This window comes from Photobacterium sp. NCIMB 13483 (assembly GCF_003025475.1).
GTDB lineage: Bacteria > Pseudomonadota > Gammaproteobacteria > Enterobacterales > Vibrionaceae > Photobacterium > Photobacterium piscicola.
Genome location: NZ_PYLV01000007.1, coordinates 26,260 through 48,528, shown reverse-complemented (window position 1 = coordinate 48,528; position 22,269 = coordinate 26,260). Strand labels below are relative to the sequence as shown.

17 protein-coding genes are annotated in these 22,269 nt (G+C 36.1%); 4 read left to right on the top strand and 13 right to left on the bottom strand.

Features of this window, described 5'->3' with window-relative positions:
- Positions 1-321 precede the first annotated feature (321 nt).
- The 3 genes from C9I86_RS07890 to C9I86_RS07880 form a co-directional block, all read right to left on the bottom strand.
- Positions 322-2,313, bottom strand: coding sequence for a bifunctional UDP-sugar hydrolase/5'-nucleotidase (locus tag C9I86_RS07890; RefSeq protein WP_107276077.1), 1,992 nt, complete (start codon positions 2,311-2,313; stop codon positions 322-324).
- A gap of 159 nt (positions 2,314-2,472) precedes the next feature.
- On the bottom strand, positions 2,473-3,879 hold the full coding sequence (locus tag C9I86_RS07885) for a cytochrome-c peroxidase (protein WP_107276076.1): 1,407 nt from the start codon (positions 3,877-3,879) through the stop codon (positions 2,473-2,475).
- 377 nt (positions 3,880-4,256) lie between these two features.
- Entirely contained in the window at positions 4,257-6,098 is a 1,842-nt protein-coding gene (locus C9I86_RS07880) for a hybrid-cluster NAD(P)-dependent oxidoreductase (protein ID WP_107276075.1), read from the bottom strand.
- A 198-nt stretch (positions 6,099-6,296) separates the two neighbouring features.
- Between C9I86_RS07880 and C9I86_RS07875 the strand changes: the two genes are divergently transcribed.
- On the top strand, positions 6,297-6,869 hold the full coding sequence (locus tag C9I86_RS07875) for a cytochrome b/b6 domain-containing protein (protein ID WP_107276074.1): 573 nt from the start codon (positions 6,297-6,299) through the stop codon (positions 6,867-6,869).
- A 71-nt stretch (positions 6,870-6,940) separates the two neighbouring features.
- On the opposite strand, the gene C9I86_RS07870 is transcribed toward C9I86_RS07875, so the two are convergent.
- Positions 6,941-7,705 (bottom strand): TerC family protein, encoded by a 765-nt coding sequence (locus tag C9I86_RS07870; protein WP_045035459.1) that lies wholly within the window; start codon positions 7,703-7,705, stop codon positions 6,941-6,943.
- Between the two features lie 623 nt (positions 7,706-8,328).
- Here C9I86_RS07870 and C9I86_RS07860 point away from each other — a divergent pair.
- Positions 8,329-9,180, top strand: coding sequence for an NAD(P)H-binding protein (locus C9I86_RS07860; RefSeq protein ID WP_107276073.1), 852 nt, complete (start codon positions 8,329-8,331; stop codon positions 9,178-9,180).
- A gap of 103 nt (positions 9,181-9,283) precedes the next feature.
- Here the strand turns inward: C9I86_RS07860 and C9I86_RS07855 are convergent, their stop codons facing one another.
- Entirely contained in the window at positions 9,284-9,955 is a 672-nt protein-coding gene (locus C9I86_RS07855; protein ID WP_107276072.1) for a glutathione S-transferase N-terminal domain-containing protein, read from the bottom strand.
- A 138-nt stretch (positions 9,956-10,093) separates the two neighbouring features.
- Here C9I86_RS07855 and C9I86_RS07850 point away from each other — a divergent pair, with 138 nt between their 5' ends.
- Complete coding sequence (locus tag C9I86_RS07850; RefSeq protein ID WP_107276071.1) at positions 10,094-10,690, top strand: uracil-DNA glycosylase family protein; 597 nt, start codon at positions 10,094-10,096, stop codon at positions 10,688-10,690.
- Between the two features lie 159 nt (positions 10,691-10,849).
- Here the strand turns inward: C9I86_RS07850 and C9I86_RS07845 are convergent, their stop codons facing one another.
- Together C9I86_RS07845 and C9I86_RS20150 are read right to left on the bottom strand one after the other, a co-directional pair.
- The gene (locus C9I86_RS07845; protein WP_255418373.1) at positions 10,850-12,289 is read right to left on the bottom strand and encodes a cbb3-type cytochrome c oxidase subunit I; all 1,440 of its coding nucleotides are present in this window, start codon (positions 12,287-12,289) and stop codon (positions 10,850-10,852) included.
- A gap of 57 nt (positions 12,290-12,346) precedes the next feature.
- Positions 12,347-13,099, bottom strand: coding sequence for a hypothetical protein (locus tag C9I86_RS20150; protein ID WP_199190759.1), 753 nt, complete (start codon positions 13,097-13,099; stop codon positions 12,347-12,349).
- Between the two features lie 194 nt (positions 13,100-13,293).
- Here C9I86_RS20150 and C9I86_RS07840 point away from each other — a divergent pair, with 194 nt between their 5' ends.
- Entirely contained in the window at positions 13,294-14,322 is a 1,029-nt protein-coding gene (locus C9I86_RS07840; protein WP_107276070.1) for a sigma 54-interacting transcriptional regulator, read from the top strand.
- A 76-nt stretch (positions 14,323-14,398) separates the two neighbouring features.
- Here C9I86_RS07840 and C9I86_RS07835 read toward each other — a convergent pair whose 3' ends face one another.
- From C9I86_RS07835 to katG, 6 genes are all read right to left on the bottom strand, one after another.
- A complete protein-coding gene (locus C9I86_RS07835) occupies positions 14,399-14,932 on the bottom strand; it encodes a GNAT family N-acetyltransferase (RefSeq protein ID WP_107276069.1) in 534 nt (177 codons plus the stop codon).
- A gap of 272 nt (positions 14,933-15,204) precedes the next feature.
- The gene (locus C9I86_RS07830; RefSeq protein ID WP_107276068.1) at positions 15,205-16,212 is read right to left on the bottom strand and encodes a transposase; all 1,008 of its coding nucleotides are present in this window, start codon (positions 16,210-16,212) and stop codon (positions 15,205-15,207) included.
- Positions 16,213-16,456: 244 nt separating this feature from the next.
- Complete coding sequence (locus tag C9I86_RS07825; protein ID WP_107276067.1) at positions 16,457-16,717, bottom strand: Txe/YoeB family addiction module toxin; 261 nt, start codon at positions 16,715-16,717, stop codon at positions 16,457-16,459.
- Positions 16,714-16,965 (bottom strand): type II toxin-antitoxin system Phd/YefM family antitoxin, encoded by a 252-nt coding sequence (locus tag C9I86_RS07820; protein WP_101768858.1) that lies wholly within the window; start codon positions 16,963-16,965, stop codon positions 16,714-16,716. The genes C9I86_RS07825 and C9I86_RS07820 overlap by 4 nt, the downstream gene beginning before the upstream one ends.
- A gap of 429 nt (positions 16,966-17,394) precedes the next feature.
- A complete protein-coding gene (locus tag C9I86_RS07815) occupies positions 17,395-18,762 on the bottom strand; it encodes a hypothetical protein (protein WP_045028351.1) in 1,368 nt (455 codons plus the stop codon).
- 954 nt (positions 18,763-19,716) lie between these two features.
- Positions 19,717-21,903 carry a catalase/peroxidase HPI gene (gene katG / locus C9I86_RS07810; protein ID WP_107276066.1) on the bottom strand — a complete coding sequence of 729 codons (2,187 nt, stop codon included), beginning with the start codon at positions 21,901-21,903 and terminating at the stop codon, positions 19,717-19,719.
- Positions 21,904-22,269: the final 366 nt, after the last annotated feature.

Here is a 22,269-nt window from a genome sequence, read left to right as displayed (position 1 = left end):
CAGGCCGAGCTCTATACTAATGAAATTAATCCTATTGTATAGCCTTTTTTTTAATTTTTAACGTTCTACAAACAAAAATTTTATTTTTTAATGCTTATTCGAGATATTATACGCTAAAAAACAAGCTGATTATTTGCACTAAAAAACATCAACATTATGAAAATATTAATATTTAAATTTACTACTTATACTTACATGCCAATAGAACTTCAATAAATAAATATGAACAGTTTTTTACTGACTGTCGTTTACTATTAAAATAACCCACAAAAAAGGCAATATGCCGAAACATATTGCCCATAATTTGATCTTAAATAACGCTTATTTCGTTACGATACGATCGAGTGTGACTACTGAATACGATAGTGGGACCAATTGATGGCGAGTTTGTCCAACATAATCAATAAAGGCTTGTGCATCGGTATCACAATCAGTGTTTGCCGCTTTACAATCAGGTGCTTTACCTTGATAAATAACTTGATATTTATCACCCTGTTTTTCAATCTTTTTAACCTTGTAACCCACTAATTTTCCATTCACATCAATAAGATCGATACGATTAGAATGTTTATTTTGAGCAGTAAATATCGGAGTCCAGCCATCGTTACCTGTCGCATTATAATTATTAATCACGACATTGTAGGTTTTGTTATCTTGTAATGGTGTCCATACAGGGTGTTTTTCAGTACCCGACATCACATCAACACTGGTTAAATGGCCCGCTTTATGTGCCTTGGTTTCATCAAAAGTATAACGAATATGACCGCCGTATGGGTATTTACCCGCATGTGCGCCTTCAGGTAACGTCGCGGTGATTGTATCTTGTAATAATTGCTTAACCGTTGAACCTTTTAATGACAACACTGATAAATAATTAGAAAACGGTAACATTTCTAAACGGACATTACCTTCACGGTATTCGCCTTCATTAATATTAGTACGAATACCGCCCGCACCAATTAGTGCAAAATCAACCTTTTTACCTGTTACTTTTTGAACTTGCGGTAAATTAGCCCAATAATACTGGCTTTCTGCAATTAATGGCGCAACGGCTGAACCATGCTTATCCGCTGCACCACTATCTCCAGGGCGACGCTCATGTATAATTTCAATCGGTACTTGAGCAATGATGCTACCATAGGCTTTTTCTACAGCAGGTTTGTATTTAGTATCGATTTCATGACGAAGCTGACTATCTTCATTAATAATAACGATGTTCTTTTGCTTAGCGATAAACTGTTCTACTTGTGCCGTTTGTGCCGCAGTAAACTTGTCTTGTGGTTTACGATCTGATTTATGATAAAACACATCGTTACTTAGTAGCGTATTATGCCCAGCGCAGTTGGTTACTTCACCTTGACTGTTAAAGCTAACATTTACCTTACCGATAGCTTCTGCATATTTTCCAGCTTGCACAATACAGGTTGACGCTTTGCCATTTGGATTTTTCACCATTTGTGCATAAGGACCAAAATTACTCCAACCGATATTCGTGAAATCGCCTAATAATGTATGTGAATGTCCACCAACAATTAAATCAATACCGTTCACTTTTTCGGCTAAAGCAATATCCGTTGCATTACCAATATGAGTTAACGCAATAACGTCATTAATCCCTTTAGATTTAAGAAAATCAACCGTTGATTGTGCTGTTTTTACTTCATTAAGAAATTTCACATCCCCCGTATGTGGGGCAATATTTGGCATATCTTGTAAAGATAAACCAAATACAGCAACTAAATTTTTATGCTTTGGTAAGTTATTAATATCTTTTACAACGGTCTTATGATCACCATCAAAGGCAAAAATTTGATAAGGTAAAATATTTGTCTGCCCATTGAAATTAGTGTCATGGCTAACATCAACATTTGTTGCAATAATAGGGAAATCTAAACTACTCACAAAACGATTTAATTTTTGATTATTAAGATCAAATTCGTGATTACCTAATGCCATGCCATCTAACCCCATTTGGTCAAGAAGATCAGCATTCATCGCACCTTGGTTTATTTTAAAATAAGCACTACCTTGGAAAGCATCACCGGCATCTAAAAACAACAAACTCTGGTCATTCTTTTGTGCTTGCGCTTTATATTGTTTAACCATTGCTTGCAGACGAGGATAACCGCCAAACTCATTAAAGACTTCAACACCGTTCGCAGAAAAACTAGACTTCACCGGATCAAAATGCGAGTGAGTGTCGTTAATATGAGCAACAGTAAGTGTGAAAGGTTGATGTTGAACGGCAGGTGTTGTAACACATCCAGAAAGAGCTAAAGTGATCGATAGTGCGATAAGTGGCTTACTAAACATACGAAATCCTTACTACGTTGTAATCGTTTGCGCCGCAGCATACTCCACATTAAATTCCTTTTCAGCATTATACGTCAAAATAATATTCTCTAAATTTGAATTTTTATTTTGACTGATATAAAACGGCTTCTTCACTAAGAAACCGTTTCTATAGCAAATTTATTGCAACAATTTACCGTTATACTCACCAGTTAAAGTTTTGAGATAAGCCGTAATTTTATCAATCTCATCAGGGCTTAATTTCACACCAACTTGATACAACGTCATATCATTTACCGCTTGCTCTAATGTTTTCGCACTCGCATCATGGAAATAAGGGGCGGTTAATGCAATATTGCGTAAAGTTGGCACTTTGAAGCGATGCATATCGTTGTCATCTTTCGTGACGTTAAAACGACCACTATCAACGTCAGTAATATTACCTCGATCACCAAAGTAGTCATCTTTAAGCCCCATGACTTCAAATGATAAGCCCCCCATCGCCTGACCACTATGGCATGTTTGGCACTTATTCTGTTTAAACAGCGCATAACCTTGTTGTTCTTTTGTTGTTAGCGCGGTTTTGTCCCCTTTTAGAAATTTATCAAACCGACTATTTGGTGTAACTAAGGTTTTCTCAAACTCAGCAATCGCATTAGTAATACTGTATTCACTGATCCCTTTTTGTGGGTAAATAGCATCAAATTGTGCTTTAAGTGCGGAATCTTGATCTAATTTGTTAATAATATTCGCCCACGACCCGGCTCCCATCTCAATCGGATTCATCGGCGGCCCTCCCGCTTGAGCTTGTAAATCATTTGCACGACCATCCCAGAATTGATGAATATTAAACACAGAGTTAAATACTGTCGGGGCGTTAATCGGTCCTTTTGATCCATTAATTCCCGTTGAGGTTTTTAGGTTATCAACCCCGCCAGTTGTCAGACTATGACAAGTTGAACACGCAACAGTATTATCACCAGATAAACGGGTGTCATGATAAAGCACTTCACCTAATTGTACTTTCGCCTGATTCACTTTAAATGTGGCAGAAATAGGCTGCACAGCATCATTTTGATACTCACTGCTCACGAGAGGATCTGAATAATATTGGCGACGTTCTTGCTTAACCCAGTCTAATAAAGTATTGGTTTCTTGCTGTGATAAATCTGAACGCCAATGCATTAATAAAAATTGTTTAGGTGGCATCGCATGATCATTTAACACTGACTCAAGCTTGGCTAATTCAACCTGAGAAACAGGGGTATTATGCTGTACTTGCTCCATAAGCATCGAAATATTAAACTGGCGTAAAGCATGATCAATATCACGTTGCATCAACTGTTTAGCCCCTGGAACATTGGCATAAAATGGCATTTCACTATTTTTTGTATGGCAGTACTGACAACCATTTTGGTTAAAGATATTAAAAGCTTGCTGTGAAAGAGGATCAGCTTTAACCAAATTTGTTTGAGATAAGTATTTTTTATGCAGTGTTTCATCACCTTGATCAACGGCATATACCGTTGCTAAATAACCGACGATACCCGCACTGATCGCACTCGCAATATATGATGACTTTTTCATGAAGATTCCCTATAAAGATATTTTGAGAGAAAATAATAGCTTCTAAGGAAGAGTTCAAAACGAAAAAAACGGATGCTTTAATTGAGGAATTCGATTAAACATTATTTTATACCAAAATTTAAAATATATCCTTTTAATATCATAAAGATAATAATCACCATTAATAATTAACAAATAAAGCAGCTAAATTTAACTTATGGTTTTATTGTTTTAGATCAATTACTGAAATATTCATTATTTACTGTTTAGTGCTATTTATTTTTAAATATCATCACCAATAAAACATCTATTTTTTTAATTTTAAATAACAATTTATTAAACAGTAAAATAAAAGAGCAATGACAATAATATCAATGCTCTTTTTTCAAGATAAATACTTATTTTGTTATTTTAAGATCTGTTTTAGGGATACAACAACACGCTAATATTTTACCTTGCTGCCTTTCTTGCGGTAATAACGCAGGGACATCAGGCTGTTCAACCTGCCCCGAAGTTAAAGTTACTTTACACGCGCCACAAAAACCAGCACGACAGCTATAATTAATTTCAACACCCGCTGTCTCTGCTTGTTCTAATAACGTTTGCTGATTATTACCCCTAAAAATATGACCATCAATATTAAGCTTTACAGCTTGTTTTGGTGTTGATGATCCACCTAAAGGACCAAAAGCTTCTTGATGATAACGCGCAGGAGATACGCCCATTTTCAATAATAACTTTTTAGCCGTATCCATAAAGGCATTGGGGCCACACACAAACACTTGGCGCTGATCTAAATCGCTGATCATGGCTAAATGACTCAGACTTAGTCGCCCTGACTCACCTTGCCAATCTCGGCGTGGCTGACTAAGCACAATCCGTAAATCAAGTGATGGGTGCATCTTTTCAAGTTGATGTAATTCTTGTAGCGAGGGAATATCCGCTTCAGTGCTGCATTGATGATAAAACACAACATCACGAATATTATCGTTATCAGATAAATACCGCAGCATAGATAACATCGGCGTAATACCACTTCCCGCAGACAATAATAATAACTTATCAGTATGAATCCCTAAGTGGAAATCACCACCTGGTTTATCAGCAGCAAGTACATCCCCCACTTGAAAATACTGATGTAACCAATTAGATATTCGGCCATCATCAATTCGTTTTACTGAAATAGCATAACGCCCAGGGCGAGACGGACTGGAAGATAACGTATAGTAGCGAGTAATAAACTCACCATTAATCTCAAGTTGTAACGGCAAATGCTGCCCTGGTAAATAAGGCGGTAACGATAATTGCTGATGAGACTCAAACCAAAACGTTGTAAAATCAGCGGCAATGTCTTCTCGTTCAACGCAAGTAAGTAATAACTTAGTTTCAGCATTATCAACATAAACTTGTTTGGGTTGCGTTTCTAAAACTTCAATGACATCCCCTGCGCGAATCATACCTTCATTTAAAGCCACTAAATTTTGTCCAAAAAAGACATCTCCTGCCGCATCAGCGCGAAACGTCGCCATGGTTTTTAATGGCTCTTTTAGCGCATTAAACTCGCCAGTTAGTGGATCTACAGTTGTTAGAATACACCGCGCACAAGGTTTAACAATTTCAAACTCAACCTCACCAATGCGGATCCGTTTCCATTCATCTTCAGCAAAGGCATCAGTATTAGACACCACTAAATTAGTTCTAAACTGCGCCATGGTGTGATGGTCACGACTACGTTCATTTAACGCAGCCAATGAGGCCTCACTGATGACCAATAATGGATAGCCATCGGCAAAACTAACATTATGACCAATTTTTGAGCGTACTCGATTAGATTGTTGACCACAAAAAAGTAACTGCACCGAATGACCAATAATATCGCTGAACCATTGATTCGCGATCATCGTTGTTGTGTAAGCACTAAAATTATCATTCCACACGATTGCAGATGCATCAACCATTGTAAAATCAGCATACTGTAAAACTAAATCGGTTTTATTTGGGTGTTGCAGCACTAATCCTGTCATCGTTAGTGTTGCAGTGATTTTTACCATTTGTGGATATTTACGGGCAGTGATCATCGCACCTTCGTCACTCGCTACCATAAAACGACGATCAAAGGCTAACCCCTGCTTTTCTACCCAAGCGTGAGATTGTGTTAATGCTGCTGTCGATTTTACTGGATAAACATGTATCTGTGATAATGTCGGTACGACTAAGGATTGGCTCACGGGAATCTCCATATATAAAAACAATATTAACAAAACCTAGAGTAATTATTTAATATTCACAGACAAATAGACACCCTTATCATTATTAATGAATAATTATTTTTCGTTATGACAGTAATTTATTACGTATACAATTTTACAGCTTATGCTAAATTTATAAAAATTCCGTTTGTATTATTTATACTATCAATATTGTTATTTGGAGACGCTATGCCCCTTTTACGTTCTTTTTGGCGTTATATTACCCACTACTTTCCTAACGTTGGTTTGCGTCATCTGCATACCACGCTTGCTGGATTAATTATTCTTCAAATATTAAACAGTAATTTAGTACATATGACGCATGCTGGTGCCGTAAAAGTAGGCATGTCTAATACTATTTTCTTGTGGTTGCATATTATTCTTGGCTCATTAACCGTACTTGCTACCATTGGTATGATTATTTTCATGCTAACTAAACAATCATTTAGACAATTTTTCCCGTATCTTTTCGGTGATAATGCTGTTTTAAAAGATGATATAAAGCAGATAATGAAAGGAAAGTTACCTGAACCTCGTGAAAAAGGCTTAGGTAATATTATTCAAGGTTTAGGTATTGGTGCATTAATCCTAATTGAAACGGCAGCATTAGTTTGGTTAGTATTATGGTTAAACCACTCTCCTTATGCCAACGAAGCACGTGAAATACATAAATCATTAACAGGGCTAATTGAAGCTTATTTAATTGGTCATGGCGGCATGGCACTACTGCATTTCTTTGTGGAACGTAAACGCTTTAGTTAATGTTTAAAAGAAAGAAATAAAAAAGACAATAAAAAACGCAGAGCTTCTAGCTCTGCGTTTTTATTTGAGGCTTATTTGGCTTTTACCGCCCAACCACAAGGTTGAGGATATATTCGTTTAATTATTTTTTTATTCTGTTTTTTAAGCAAAATATGACAAGTTTCGATAATTAAACCAAAGGCCATCGCAAAATACACATATCCTTTGTTCAAGTGAATAGCAAAACCTTCCGCCATTAACATACCGCCAAGCATAACCAAGAACAGCAGTGCTAATGTTTTTAATCCCGGATAGCGCATCACATAATCGTTAATTTTCTCAGCACATAGCACCATAATAACTGCTGACGCTAAAATAGCGGCAACCATCAGTGGAACTTCACTGGTTAAACCCACCGCAGTGATCACAGAGTCCATTGAGAAAACCGCATCAACCGCGACAATCTGCAATAACACTAATGCTATACCGGCTCTGACTGTGCTTGCTTGTTGCTGGTGAGCATGACTAAAGCACATCCACAATTCTTTTAAGCTTTTCGCTAATAAGAAAGCACCACCACCAATCATGATTAAATCACGTCCAGAAAAATCATAATTCAGCACATTGACTAATGGTTGGGTTAACGACATTACCCAGCTAATAGAGAACACTAAACCAATACGCGCAGCAACAGCTAATGCAATACCAAGATTACGGGCCATTTTACGTTGATGTACAGGTAGACGTTCACAAAGTACAGAGATGAATACGATATTATCGACACCTAAAACCACTTCAAGTGCAAATAGGGTCGCAAAGATCATTAACGCTTCAGGTTGAAGGAATAACTCTAGCATTGAACAAACTCCATAGAAAAGGAGTTAGGAATTAAAGAACAACTCGAGGGGTCGTCCATATGTGTTTTGATACCTCAATAAAGAATGAAACTGTATTTGAGCAGTAAATACAGTAAATGAAAACCTCTCAAATGTAACCAAATGTAATGAGTTTTGTTTATAAAACCCACCTTAGTATGTGGCACCTATTGATGATGAGTTAATATTAAAAATGTTCACTAAGTGTATAAAATTAATAAATATGCCTACCCGTTCACTTTTGCGTTATATGCAAAAGTCTTTTAGTTTCATCGTTATTGCATAATAAACAGCAAAGGTTCATATTACATACATCTTATTAATTTAATAAAAATATCCACCTAAAAGTAATGTAAAGGATTATTTATGGAAGTTACATTTTTAGGATATATAGCGTCAGCATTCATTATATTATCGTTATTGATGAAGAATATAAAATTACTCAGATATGTAAATTTATTAGGCTGTAGCTTATACGCTATATACGGTTTAATCATACAATCATGGCCTGTATTTGCTATGAACTTCATCTGTGTAGGCATTAATTTATATAGAATATATACATTAAAATATGAGAATAAAAAACTGAATAAGGAGAACTACTTATGATTTTAATTACAGGTGCGACTGGTAATCTTGGTCAATTAGTCATCAAAGAGTTACTAAATAACAAAGCTGAGTTTGTTGCTGGTGTTCGTAATATTAATCAATACAATGGCCATCATTGTAATCTAGAATATATTGACTATGACAATCTCAGCGTAATGAGAAACGCATTTAAAAATATTGATACTATCATCTTTATTTCAGGTAACACTGAAACCGAACATAGAATACAACAACATCGAAATTTAATTGATGCGGCTAAACAAGAAAACATTAAACATATTATCTATTTAAGTTTTATTACTGTTACTGACCCTCATTCCAAATTTTCATTTACACGCCAACATATTGATACAGAGAGCTATTTAAAAGCATCAGGTATAAGCCATACTATTGTACGTAGTTGTTGGTATATGGAAAACATTAAAACAGAAATAATCAATGCATTGGACAATCAAGTTTTTATTGATAACTCAAACACAGGTAAAATAAGTTTTATTTCTCGACAAGATGTTGCAAAAGGCTTAGCTCAAATTGCTATTAATGTAAATCTACAAGATAGAATCTACACCTTTACTGGCTCCGCTGCGTATTCTATGCAGAATATTGTAGATTTAATGAATGCCAATTGTCATAAACAAATCAAATATACACTTTATTCTGATAAGGATTATAAAAAACGCTTAATTGATGCCAAATTACCCGAATTCTTAGCTGAAGCGATCACATTAAACCGTGTTGATATTGATAATGGTGATTATGCATTTATCTGCCAAGATGTTAATTTTATTAATAAAAAATCACCATTAGATATAAGCGACTATATTTTTTCTATTTGTTGCACACATTAAAAACATAACAATAATTACTAACAAAAACAGCTACCACTTATCACTTGAAAATTGAGGAGGTTTTAATATAAATCTCCTCAATTTTTTTGTTGTCCTTAAATAATTATTGGTTATTTTTAATATTTAAATAATGATAAGTATCCAATCCCTTTATTGTTTCTGGTCTCGCACAACATCGGGCAACCCAATCAGTAATATTTGAATAAATACTCATATCAATGACGTCTTCAATATTATAGAAATTAATGATCCAAATAATCCACGGAAACATTGCAATATCTGCTATAGAATATTTATTATCAACAAGAAATAATTTATTATTAAGTTCACTATTTATATAATTAAGAACAATAATAGTTTCTTTTAAATATCGTTCACGTGGATAAGGATCAATAATTTTATCATTATGATAAGTAGAAAAATGCCCATAAGCACCAAAAACAGTGCCTTCTGTACTTGCTTGATAAAAAAGCCACTCTATTGTTTTTGTTCTACTTATTATATCGTTAGAAATAAAATCATTATACTTATCAGCCAAATACAATAAAATTGAACACGATTCTGCAATAACATTCGATTCTCCATTAGGATATTCTTTATCTATTAATACCGGTATTTTATGTCGGGGATTTACAGCTGAAAACGCAGCCGAAAATTGTTCGTTTTTAGTAATATCTATATTAACCAAAGTATAATCTAGTTTTAGCTCTTCAAGTAAAATAGGTATTTTTATCCCATTAGGAGAGCCAATTGTATAAAGTGTAAGATTTTTCATTAATTCACCTATTTTTATAATTACACAGAAATTCAATTAAATTGTTCTTGTATAATCATATTTTAATTTTAAAGTATTATCATAGTAATAAATTATGATAGTATTTTATCATCATTCAATTTCTTTAAGGATTAAGTTATGGAACTCGATAAACTCCTGATTAATATACGTCAATGTGAAATTTGCAAAGGTAAATTGCCTTATCCGCCAAACCCATTATTACAAGTTGGTTATAAAGCTAAGATATTAATATTAGGGCAAGCCCCCGGAGAAAAAGCACATTTTAAAAATACATTATTTGATGACATGAGTGGAGAAAGATTACGCTCATGGTTAGGGGTCAATAATGACGATTTTTATGATAAAAACATCTTTAATATTATTCCTATCGGGTTCTGTTATCCGGGAGTTATTATCGTGGATGGTAAGCGAAAAGGTGACAAGCCTCCCCGCCCAGAATGCAGAGCAACATGGCATCCGGTTTTATTACCAAAATTAAATAATGTTGAACTGGTTATTTTATTAGGTAAATATGCGATAGATTATTATTTAGGTAAGAAAACGGCGGTTACTACCGAAGTATTCAATCAAAAAAACCGTGATAATAATATTTTTGTCATTCCTCATCCGAGCCCAAGAAACAATATTTGGCTTTATAAAAATCCCGCATTTGAATCCACTATCCTGCCAATTTTAAAGCAAAAAATAGCAACAATTATTGATCACCACCAATAAAAAACACATCTTTAATATTGTAAAATATGAGTACAATCATTTTTGCTATCATTTATTTTTATTCCATTTAAATTTATATAGTAAACATGCTAAAAAAGAGGTATTAAATTATAATACCTCTCGATAATAACTATTTAAATATCACTTTAAATCAAAATATTATCTTACATCGGCAACTTTATTTTGAAATATTAACTTAACTAAAAATAGTGCTAATATAATGCCCCCTAGACTAAATAAAAGATCGCCAGGCATTCTAGTCCATACTAAATGTTGAACTAATTCACTGTGTATTACCTCAGGGCTACGCGCATACCAATAACCATGATTAATAACAGCAAAGAATTGCACAATACCGACGGGTAACAACGAAAAGACCAACATCGCACCTAATCCTAAATTCAGTGTCCAGAATACATATTTTAAAAGTTTTTCACTCCACAGTTTTCGCTTACTACTTATACCACGTAAACAAATAAGCATTAAGCCGATACCCAGCATGCCATATACCCCCATGAAAGAACCATGCGCATGAGCTGCTGTCGTATTAAGACCTTGAATATAATAAAGTGAAATCGGTGGATTAATTAAAAAGCCTAAGATCCCTGCCCCCACTAAATTCCAGAACGCAGTGGCAACAAAAAACATAATTGCCCAATGATAGTTGTGTATCCAAGGTGTTGTTTTTAAATAACGATAGCTCTCAACCGCTTCAAATCCGATCAGAGCTAACGGCACAACCTCTAAAGCAGAGAAGATAGCACCCCATGCAACAATGGATGTTGGTGTGCCTGCAAAATAAAGATGGTGCAATGTACCTAATAAGCCACCCGTTAAGAAAATGATAGTGGTAAAGACCACAGCACTATTTGCAGTTTTCGCTCTAACTAAACCAAGACGTACAAACATAAGTGCAATCACAGATGTAGCAAAGGTCTCAAAGAACCCTTCAACCCATAGGTGAACCACCCACCAACGCCAATACTCAGCCATAGCTAAATTAGTATGTTTACCCTGTAATAGCCCTGCGCCATAAAATAGGCCAATTGCTACACAAGATGAATAGAGTACTAAAATAACCGGACGATCATTGCTGTTTTTAACCAAACTAGGATAAATAGCGGCGGTGACTAACGCTAACCAAACTAACAAACCAATAAATAGCAATATCTGCCATACACGGCCCAGATCAATATACTCCATTCCCTGATGACCAATTAAGAAACTGGTATCTAAATTGAAGTATTGTTGAATAGCGAACCATTCTCCAGCCATCGAACCGAAAACAATAAAGACCAACACAACCCATAACACGTTCACACCTAATCGCTGATATTTAGGCTCATGTTTTGATAGTGATGTCGCAATATAAAGGCCAGTGCCTAGCCATATTGTTGCGATCCAAAAAACAGCCAATTGTGTATGCCACGTTCGAGTTAAAGAATACGGCAATATTTTAGCTAACGGGATACCATAAAAGTCTTGGCCTTCAACAGAATAGTGCGCGGTAATTCCACCTAATACTATTTGTAGTAAAAATAATGCAATCGCCGTAATAAAATATTTACCAACAGCCTTTTGAGACGGTGTAGGCTTGATATTAATTAATGGATCTTGCGATGGAATAGCAGGAAGCGGGTCATGACGTAGCGCTGCTTAATACCACGCAAGGCCACCAATCCCCATTAAAAGTACAACAAGACTTAACACTGACCACACGATATTATCAGAAGTGGGTATATTGCCTATACTAGGATCATACGGCCAATTATTAGTATAACTGTAGTTTTCATTAGGGCGATTTGTTACCGCAGCCCAAGCTCCCCAGAATAAAAAAGCATTAAGTTCTTCACGATGTTCACGCGATGGAATGGTGTTATTTTTCATTGCATAATCTTGGCGAAGCTTATCTAAGCTTTTATCATTACCAAAAAGTTTGATGTTATGAGCAATAACTTCATCAATAGCCAGCCCACGATCGTTCGATATGGTGATCACTTTTGTTGTTGGATTAAAGCTATTCTGCCTAATCTCGTCTCTTATTTGCTGCTGTAAAAACGCTTGCTTAGGATTTGCTAACGTCGCATATAATTGCCCAAACTGTTGTTTCGCTAAGATGTTAAGCCATGCTTGATTCTCACGGTGAAGCCAATCCGCAATCCAATCGGGAGCCACATATGAGCCATGCCCCCAAACAGATCCTAATTCATGCCCACCCATAGAGCGCCAGACTAACTCACCCTGCTCTATATCTTTTTTAGTGAAAATTACCTTACCTGATGTCGTTACGACTTTTGACGGAATCGGAGGTGCTTCTTGATATATTTCGCTTCCTAAACTTAATAAAACAGCAAAAGAGATAAAACAAATAGCGAATAATACTATTACACTGGCCTTTAATCTGCTCAAAATGGTGTCCTCTAAAATCAAAGTAACCACTTATAGGCATAAGCCATGCCAACAATTAACATTATGATTTAAATGCAATTTATATCAATAAACAGTCATAAAGACCAAACAGCTCATAGTACTAATGACACCAACATGGTTATAATGACATTATAAATACATGTTATGGGTAAATGAGGAAATAAAACCTAGGTATGTCTAATATTGTTAATAAAAATCATATAGTTAAACATTCAAAACGGGAAATAATAGGATTTTCAGCGGCAGCAAAAAAGCTAAAACAAGATATAGAAATAGTCTCTAACAGTGAATTAAATGTTTTAATTCAAGGCGAAACTGGCGTTGGAAAAGAATTAGTTGCCGAAGCTATCCATCAAAAATCAAATCGCTTTTTATCAAATATGGTATATCTCAATTGTGCAGCCTTACCTGAAAATATCGCAGAAAGTGAACTTTTTGGACATATAAAAGGGGCATTTACTGGTGCAATAAATAACAGAATTGGAAAATTTGAACTCGCCAATAAAGGGACTTTATTTTTAGATGAAATTGGCGATTTATCACTAAGATTACAAGCAAAATTATTACGAGTACTACAATATGGTGATATTCAACGGATAGGGGCTGATACCGTATCCCATGTCGATGTCCGTATTATTGCAGCAACTAATGTTGATTTAATCAAAGCAATTGATAACCATACTTTTAGAGAAGATCTCTATCACCGCCTAAATGTTTATCCAATAATAGTGCCAACATTACGCGAAAGAATGACTGATATTTTACCTATCGCCGAATATATTTTAGAAAAAATTAAGCATGAATTAGTTCTTTATAAATTATATTTGACGCCTCACTGTATTCATTTATTAGAAAGCTATAGCTGGCCTGGCAACATACGTGAATTAGAAAATAGCTTATATCGAGCAGCATTAGTGGCTAAATTTGAACAATGTAATAAAGATATCTGCATACATGCTAACAATATTTTAGTGAATAATGAGACAGCTCAACCTTTAACTAACGTGCCAATTGAAGAAAATATTAAAGATAATAAAACACATTTATCACTGCGTGAAGCTACTGAGATTTTTCAATATCAATATATAAAGAAAACACTGGCACAACAAAAAGGAAATTGGTCAAAATCAGCATCAGCACTACAAGTTGATTGCAGTAATTTACATCGACTTGCTAATCGATTAGGGCTCAAGGATAAATAAATTATTTGTCCGTCGATATAGAAACAAAAAATATTAAGATTCGCGCCTGAAAATAAAAACAACCTCAAGGATGAGGTTATCCACATAGATTATATTCATAAAAAATAACGCTCTGATTATTCCCTTCCATTGCGACAAAACCCGCTTTTTGAAGTAATTTTTTCGAAGCCTCATTTTTCACATCTACACCGCCAATCAGTTTTTCAACCCATTGGTTATCACGACAATATTGAAGCAAACCAATCAGTAATTCACTACCGTAACCTTGATGCCAATGAGATTCAGCTAATAAATAACCTAAATGGGCGGTAGCAACATCTGATTCAGAAAGGAAAACAAAGCCAATAATCGAATCACAACCTTTATGCTTAACTGAGCATAAATGACTTTCTGATAACATTCTCATAAGCCAAGTTTCGGCTTCTGATGTAGTATTAATTTCATGAAAATACGGTGGTAACGATTCGACAACCGAAGCAGAAAGTAAACTAATAATCTCTGATAATAAGATTGATTTCATTAATTCTGACATCGAATAAAAATCAACATTTACAACCTCAAGTCTAGTTGTCGTAAATGCTAGAGATGTAAATTTAGATTTATTTATCACACTGCCACCATAATGAAACAAAGACTCGACAACTTAACAACACAACTTTGGCACAACGTTGGCACAACGTTGGACAGCCAAATATTTTGTTATAAAATAGAGCCCCTAAAAAATAAACTATTCCATCAACAACAAACTCTTTTACTATAAAAATTACGGCTTGTTATTTATATTCTTTGTTAAATCAATGCTGTTTCCATATTTCAGGATCAATAAAACCCACAATCCTGACGGTTATTGTAGTATTTTTATCTGATTATAAGAAACTATATCTATTTAGGGTGCAACTGGTGACTCGCTGATTTTCCTTTGCACCAATGCCCACCTGCATGTTGTTTGAAAGCACACATTCGGGACCATTTGCCGCTTACATTGGCATAATGTTCCATAAATTGTTCACTATGCTCAAGCCAAGCATCAGGCGTTATTCCCAATTGTTGCAAAATCTTTGATTGGCTAGATGCAATAAAACCTTTTTTATCATTTCGAATACAACGGCCAGTCCAATCAATAAGTTCGAGATAATCGACAAAAGCAAAATTTATCCCTGGTATTTTCTCCTGATGTTCAGCACCAACAAAGGGTAATAATTGAAAGTGACCTTTATTTGATGGTGATTGTTTAGCAGAAGTTTTCAGTTGCTGATATTCACGAATGCGCTGCTGAATTGAAGTAAAATCAGACTGTTCGAGTGATGGTATAACGCCAGCCCTAATCGGATTTAAATCAACATACATCATGCACGATAATAACGCTTGTTCATCTAGTAATGCTTGAGATTTAAACCGTCCTTCCCAAAACGCCCCTTTACATTGATCTTCTTTATTGGCTTTGCGGGCGATTTCTTCATTAAGGCAGCGCATAAACCAGCTAATACTGCCTAATCGTTGTTGCCATTCAGCCACTAAATTTGATAATGCTTGTTGTTTATCTGCGCCTATTTGCCCTTCTTTTAAGAAATCGACCGCAATAGGATGACCATTAAATAACTGTAACCAACGCGATATTACCGCTTCTTGAGTTAGCTTTTGTTGTTGCTCTGTATCTATTTTTAGCACCAAATGATAATGGTTACTCATCACCGCATAAGCACAAACATCAATACAAAAAACAGCTGCTAATTGTTTGATTTTATTTACTATCCAACCACAACGATGGTGATAGTTTTTGCCGTTATACGGGTCGTCGCCGCACAAATATGCACGCCGCACACAACGATTAATTACATGATAAAAAGGCGTAATTTGAGGCTCTATCAATTTCCGTCTTGAGATTGTCATTGGCTTTACCATAAGCAACTTGAAGCTTAAGTGTAGTTACTCATGGTTAATGTACAAGGATATGGCTGTCCTTTGTTATTCTCATGGTTAATGTGCAAGGATATGGCTGTCCTTAGTTATTCCCTTGATGATACTCTTGATGATATTCGCAATATTTACTTCTAAAGCGGGTCGGACTTGTTCAATACTTGAATAGGTGTCAGCTGCGTGACACATATTCTTTATCTATTAACTGCGCTTCAAATTAATAATGATAGCGACAGGAGATTACTGTCAAATGTACATCATTAACTGCGTACACTAATCGGTTGGTGTCATCAATTCTACGTGACCAAAAACCTGCCAAATTTTCTTTCAATGGTTCAGGCTTACCAATACCGTCGAAGGGAGAACGCTTCGCATCAGTAATTAATCTATTGATGCGTTTCAGCGTTTTATTATCCTGACCTTGCCAATACAAGTAATCATTCCAAGCATCGTCAGTCCAAGCTAACATTCGACTCATTCAAGTAAACCTCTTTCCGTTACTTGACCGGCATTGTATTGAGCAATTGATTTGTTTAGATGAGCGGCATTAGCTGGAGAACGAGATAAATAAATCGTTTCCATTAGGCTATTATAATAATCCATAGACATTACAACGGCATCTTCAGAATCTCGACGAGTAATAACAGTGCAGTCAGCATCATTAACTACGCCATCAAGAACTGATTTAAGACCATTTCGAGCTTCAGTAAAAGAAACTATACGCATAATTACCTCTTTGTTGAGTTGTACTTAATATTGAACAAGTCTAACTCACTAAAACTGAAATGTACAATATATTGCACAGGTAACAAAGAGGCGGTTAGCGCCGCATTAAAGTGGAATCGGCACTTATCTATACTTTAAGCGAAGCGAAAACGGTAAGCGTTACAAATCACTCTTAAATGCTTTATTGAATAAAACCGCCTGATGCGTTAACTACTGATGATCACAAGTGATACTTTGCTCAATTGATTAAAATCCATTCATGGAGCACCATCAGAATGGATTGCAAAAGTTATGGGTGTCCTATGTTTTTTCTATGTTTTTTCTATGTTTTTTTAGAATATAACGACTGTCATAAACGGCGCAAAACACACGGCTATACTTGAGCGAAGCGAAAATACCGTGTGTTTGGAGTCCGATTTGATGGCTTTGTTAGTTTTTTGATGCGTAAAACTGTTGCTGTTCCCCGCATTTGGTACATAGAAGCGTTAAAGAGTTTTTGTCCGTTTTAATTATGATATCTACTGAACCACAAATTACACAACTAGTGTCTTTGCTGCTTTCTTTTGTTGATTTAGAACTATCAAACATCTTATATAACTCATTATTCCAAAGAACTTCTGGAGACTTATAGAATGCAATATCGTCACCACCACCGATGACAAAATCAAATAACACAATGTTTAACTGAGACCGTTCAGTACTATAAGTACGATTATACTTATAAACGTCCCACCCTTCATTGCTAGCTCTTGTCGCCAAATATAAGATCTTGCTTGGGATCGTATTTACCGCATGTTTGCGACTCTCCGCTTTACCCTTTGCATAAAATAAGTGAGCATTTTCTGTTGCTTTCTTTATAAAATAGTATATTTCTGACACAGAAAACTCATTAAGGATTTCTTTTATAACTTCGTTTGTTTTCTTTGGAGCCTCAGGTAATTGAAGTTGTTCTAGGCAAACATCTAAATATGTTACAACTTCTTCTTCAGCTAGCCTAAATACTAGCTCCTTGAGGTCCTCTTCCCACTCAATCTGTATACCATCGCGTAACTCAACATAAACTAACTTGAATAATTCTCCGAGGCTTAACCTATTAGAACCATCTAGTGAAACATTAACAACCCAAAGTACATCTCGATAATAGAATGATTTAAAGTCGTCTGAGGAATCAAACGCCGAAAAAGGAGAACTTGGATCCACAGCAATCGCACCATCGCGATGTAACTTTAAAATAATTTCATTGTCGAAATCAGATGTGGGAGATAAATCCACGGCACTGCCAGAATTATTCAACGACTTAATATGATTAAGATCTGACTCTGATTGCATTAAAAACAGGGATAACAAATAGCACTTATGACTAAACGATAGCTTTAAATAACTAAGCATAGCCTTTTTATCAAGGTTATACTCTTGAGAAATTTTCTCAAGATCTGCGGCTAGTTTTGCTCTAACGGCTTCAGCTCTTTTCTCAGAACACGGTAAGCAATTACACTCAAGTGGTCTGTTGTAATGATGACCTTCCTTATGATTGCACTCTATACAAAAGTATTCCATAGAGTATGAGCTGCCCGACTTGCTTTTTCGTTTATAAAATAAAGGCAAAGCACAATATGCACATTCAAGTGATTCATGTATAACAGGTGGAAATAACGACACTAATTTATTAGGATGAGCATCTATCCCATATTCTTCCATGAGCTCTTGGTTTTTCTCACCCGAAATGTACCTTTCATATAGCTCTTCAAGTTCCTCTAAAGTTAAGTGCTTAACTTCTTCAGCCAATTTGATTTTCATGAGATAGCACCATTAACCATTGATATAATGGGGGATTTTAAATTTTTCACGTTCACAGAGCTCGTAAAAAAACTAACAACTTATTATATTAACAACTTGCCCGAATTTGTTCTTTGAACATGCGCCCATATTTATCTTTTCATAATATAAAAAGTATTATAAATCAGATACATTTTTAGTTATTGATCCCGATAACCATCACAAAATCGGGCACTTACCTTTTAGTTTTTGGTTTTTGGTTTTTGGTTTTTGGTTTTTCTACTAATAGTCATCACAATGCAAAAGATCTAAAACTTCAATATCGATATTATTTAATATTTCAACACGCTGAAAGTAGATTCCCTATCGCCCTCGCGGGCATTCACTGTAGGGAATGACGATGGATGGTTCGCATTTATTGTTGGCAAGGATGTCGGGGGGAAGTTTGGTCGTCACAGTATAAAATAGCTGGGATATTTATATTTACTGTGCTACTGAGCATTAAAAACGTCAGCGAAAATAGTAATTCTACAACGCGCTAATAGCAGATTCCCTATCGCCCTCGCGGGCATTCACTGTAGGGAATGACGGTGGGTGGTTCGCATTTATTGTAGGCAAGGATGTCGGGGGGAAGTTTGGTCGTCACAATAGAAAATAGCAGGAATATTTATATTTACTGTACTACTGGGCATTAAAGATGTCAGCGGAAATAGTCACTCTACAACGCGCTGACAGTAGATTCCCTATCTCGTTCGTAACCGCAACGTCAGGTGGTTTGTATTCACTGTAGGGAATGACGGTGGATGGTTCGCATTCATTGTAGGCAAGAAATATCGGGGGAAGTTTGGTCGTCATAGTAGAAAAATGACGGGAAAGTTAAGCAATGACCAAATAACGCTCATAAAAAAAGAGGCGCTGATAATCAGCGCCTCTTCATTAAATATTATTGAGTAGTGATACTACCGAATTGTAACCTTATTTTTTAAGGTCAAAACGGTCAGCGTTCATTACTTTAACCCATGCATTGATAAAGTCATTAGTGAACTTATCTTCAGCATCAGCACAAGCATATACTTCAGCGATTGCACGTAGTTGAGAGTTAGAACCAAATACTAAGTCAACACGTGTTGCCATCCACTTCTGCTCGCCAGTCTTACGATCAGTACCTGCGAAGATATCTTGGTCAACAGAAGTTGGTTTCCATACTGTTGCCATATCTAGTAAGTTTACAAAGAAATCATTAGTTAATGTTTCTTTACGGTCAGTGAACACACCGAACTCACTACGTTGGTAGTTGGTATCAAGAACACGCATACCACCGATTAGTACTGTCATTTCAGGCGCTGTTAGGGTTAGTAACTGTGCGCGGTCAAGTAGCAATTCTTCCATTACAACTGTGTATTTTGCTTTTTCAAAGTTGCGGAAGCCATCAGCGATAGGCTCAAGAACAGAGAAAGAATCTACATCAGTTTGTGCTTGTGTTGCGTCAGCACGACCAGGTGTAAACGGTACAGATACATCATTACCTGCTTTTCTAGCAGCCATTTCAATACCAACACCACCAGCAAGTACGATTAAGTCAGCTAGAGACACTTCTTTTGCGAAGTTTGCCTTAATGCTTTCAAGTACAGTTAATACTTTATCAAGCTGAGCTGGTTCGTTCACTTCCCAATCTTTTTGAGGCGCTAAACGAACACGTGCACCGTTAGCACCACCACGCATATCAGAACCACGGAATGTAGATGCTGATGCCCATGCTGTAGATACTAACTCGTGTACAGATAAGCCAGATTCTTCGATTTCAGTTTTTAATGCTGCGATGTCTGCATCATTAACAACATCATATTCAACTGCAGGAATCAGATCTTGCCAGATGAACTCTTGTGTTGGAATTTCAGAACCCAAGTAACGAGCACGAGGACCCATATCACGGTGAGTTAGTTTGAACCAAGCGCGAGCAAATGCTGCAGCGAATTGTTCTGGGTGCTCATAGAAACGACGTGAAATTTCAGCATAAACAGGATCAACACGTAGTGAAATATCTGTTGTTAGCATTGTACCTTTGTGCATACCTTCGCCGAATGCATCTGGGTATTCATCACGGCCGTCTTTAGCAATCCATTGGTGTGCACCTGCTGGGCTCTTCTCTAATTCCCACTCATGGCTAAATAAGCTATGGAAGAAGCCAGTATGGTTCCATTCTGCTGGTGTTGTTGTCCAAGTAACTTCAAGGCCACTTGAAATTGTATCAGCAGCATTACCACTACCGTAGCTTGATGCCCAACCAAAACCTTGTTGTTCGATACCAGCCGCTTCAGGTTCTGCACCAACGTGCGCTGCATCACCAGCACCGTGTGTCTTACCAAATGAGTGACCACCAGCGATCAATGCAACAGTTTCTTCATCATCCATTGCCATACGAGCAAATGTTTGACGAATATCATCAGCAGCAAGTAGTGGATCTGGGTTACCATCTGGACCTTCTGGGTTTACATAGATAAGACCCATCTGAACAGCTGCTAATGGATTTTCTAGCTCACGTACCGCATCACCTTTTTCGTAACGAGTATCATCAGCTAACCATGTTTTCTCTTTACCCCAATAAACGTCTAGCTCAGGTTCCCAGATATCAACACGACCACCGGCAAAACCGATTGTTTCAAAGCCCATTGATTCTAGAGCAACGTTACCCGTTAGGATAATTAAGTCAGCCCAAGAGATTTTATTGCCGTATTTTTGCTTGATAGGCCAAATTAGACGACGAGCTTTATCAAGGTTAACGTTATCAGGCCAGCTGTTTAGTGGCGCAAAACGTTGGTTACCAGTACTTGCACCGCCACGGCCATCAGAAGTACGGTAAGTACCAGCACTGTGCCAAGCCATACGAACAAAGAAAGGACCATAATGACCAAAGTCTGCAGGCCACCAATCTTGAGAATCAGTCATTAAATCACGAAGATCTTGCTTAACAGCTTCTAGATTTAGAGTTTTAAATGCTGCTGCATAATCGAAATCATCACCCATTGGGTTTGATTTAGTATTATGTTGGTGAAGTAAACCTAATTTAAGCTGATTTGGCCACCAATCGCTTGGAGAGGTACCATTACCTGGATTAATTGAAGGATTAACCGCTTGTGTATGATTGAATGGGCACTTTGACATTATTATTATCCTAATTTTTCGTATGATTACTGATAATCATTAAACATCATATTTTGTATAAACATAGCCTAATCAAATAATATAGTAACGTTATTTTTGTGGGTAAATTTAAAATCTAATAAATTAAATTTATCACTGAAGTAAGTGGCTTGTTTATTCGTTAGGTATAATTTATAGCACTTAAAGAATTAAAGACAATACTCCCTATCTATCAATTCAATAGACAATAGTTATCAAAAATAAACACCCCGTATATTTAAAAATTTCATCGCCACCATGAAAAAATTAGCCCCCAATACATACAGAGCTTAGGTAAACTAACATCTTATAATTAATGGTATTTTTAGATCTCATACCACAAAATAC

Excerpts from the sequence above, each read along its gene's own strand:
- C9I86_RS07890 (WP_107276077.1), bottom strand. The coding sequence starts at position 2,313 with ATGTTTAGTAAGCCACTTATCGCACTATCGATCACTTTAGCTCTTTCT.
- C9I86_RS07885 (WP_107276076.1), bottom strand. The coding sequence starts at position 3,879 with ATGAAAAAGTCATCATATATTGCGAGTGCGATCAGTGCGGGTATCGTC.
- C9I86_RS07880 (WP_107276075.1), bottom strand. The coding sequence starts at position 6,098 with ATGGAGATTCCCGTGAGCCAATCCTTAGTCGTACCGACATTATCACAG.
- C9I86_RS07875 (WP_107276074.1), top strand. The coding sequence starts at position 6,297 with ATGCCCCTTTTACGTTCTTTTTGGCGTTATATTACCCACTACTTTCCT.
- C9I86_RS07870 (WP_045035459.1), bottom strand. The coding sequence starts at position 7,705 with ATGCTAGAGTTATTCCTTCAACCTGAAGCGTTAATGATCTTTGCGACC.
- C9I86_RS07860 (WP_107276073.1), top strand. The coding sequence starts at position 8,329 with ATGATTTTAATTACAGGTGCGACTGGTAATCTTGGTCAATTAGTCATC.
- C9I86_RS07855 (WP_107276072.1), bottom strand. The coding sequence starts at position 9,955 with ATGAAAAATCTTACACTTTATACAATTGGCTCTCCTAATGGGATAAAA.
- C9I86_RS07850 (WP_107276071.1), top strand. The coding sequence starts at position 10,094 with ATGGAACTCGATAAACTCCTGATTAATATACGTCAATGTGAAATTTGC.
- C9I86_RS07840 (WP_107276070.1), top strand. The coding sequence starts at position 13,294 with ATGTCTAATATTGTTAATAAAAATCATATAGTTAAACATTCAAAACGG.
- C9I86_RS07830 (WP_107276068.1), bottom strand. The coding sequence starts at position 16,212 with ATGACAATCTCAAGACGGAAATTGATAGAGCCTCAAATTACGCCTTTT.
- C9I86_RS07825 (WP_107276067.1), bottom strand. The coding sequence starts at position 16,717 with ATGAGTCGAATGTTAGCTTGGACTGACGATGCTTGGAATGATTACTTG.
- C9I86_RS07820 (WP_101768858.1), bottom strand. The coding sequence starts at position 16,965 with ATGCGTATAGTTTCTTTTACTGAAGCTCGAAATGGTCTTAAATCAGTT.
- C9I86_RS07815 (WP_045028351.1), bottom strand. The coding sequence starts at position 18,762 with ATGAAAATCAAATTGGCTGAAGAAGTTAAGCACTTAACTTTAGAGGAA.
- katG (WP_107276066.1), bottom strand. The coding sequence starts at position 21,903 with ATGTCAAAGTGCCCATTCAATCATACACAAGCGGTTAATCCTTCAATT.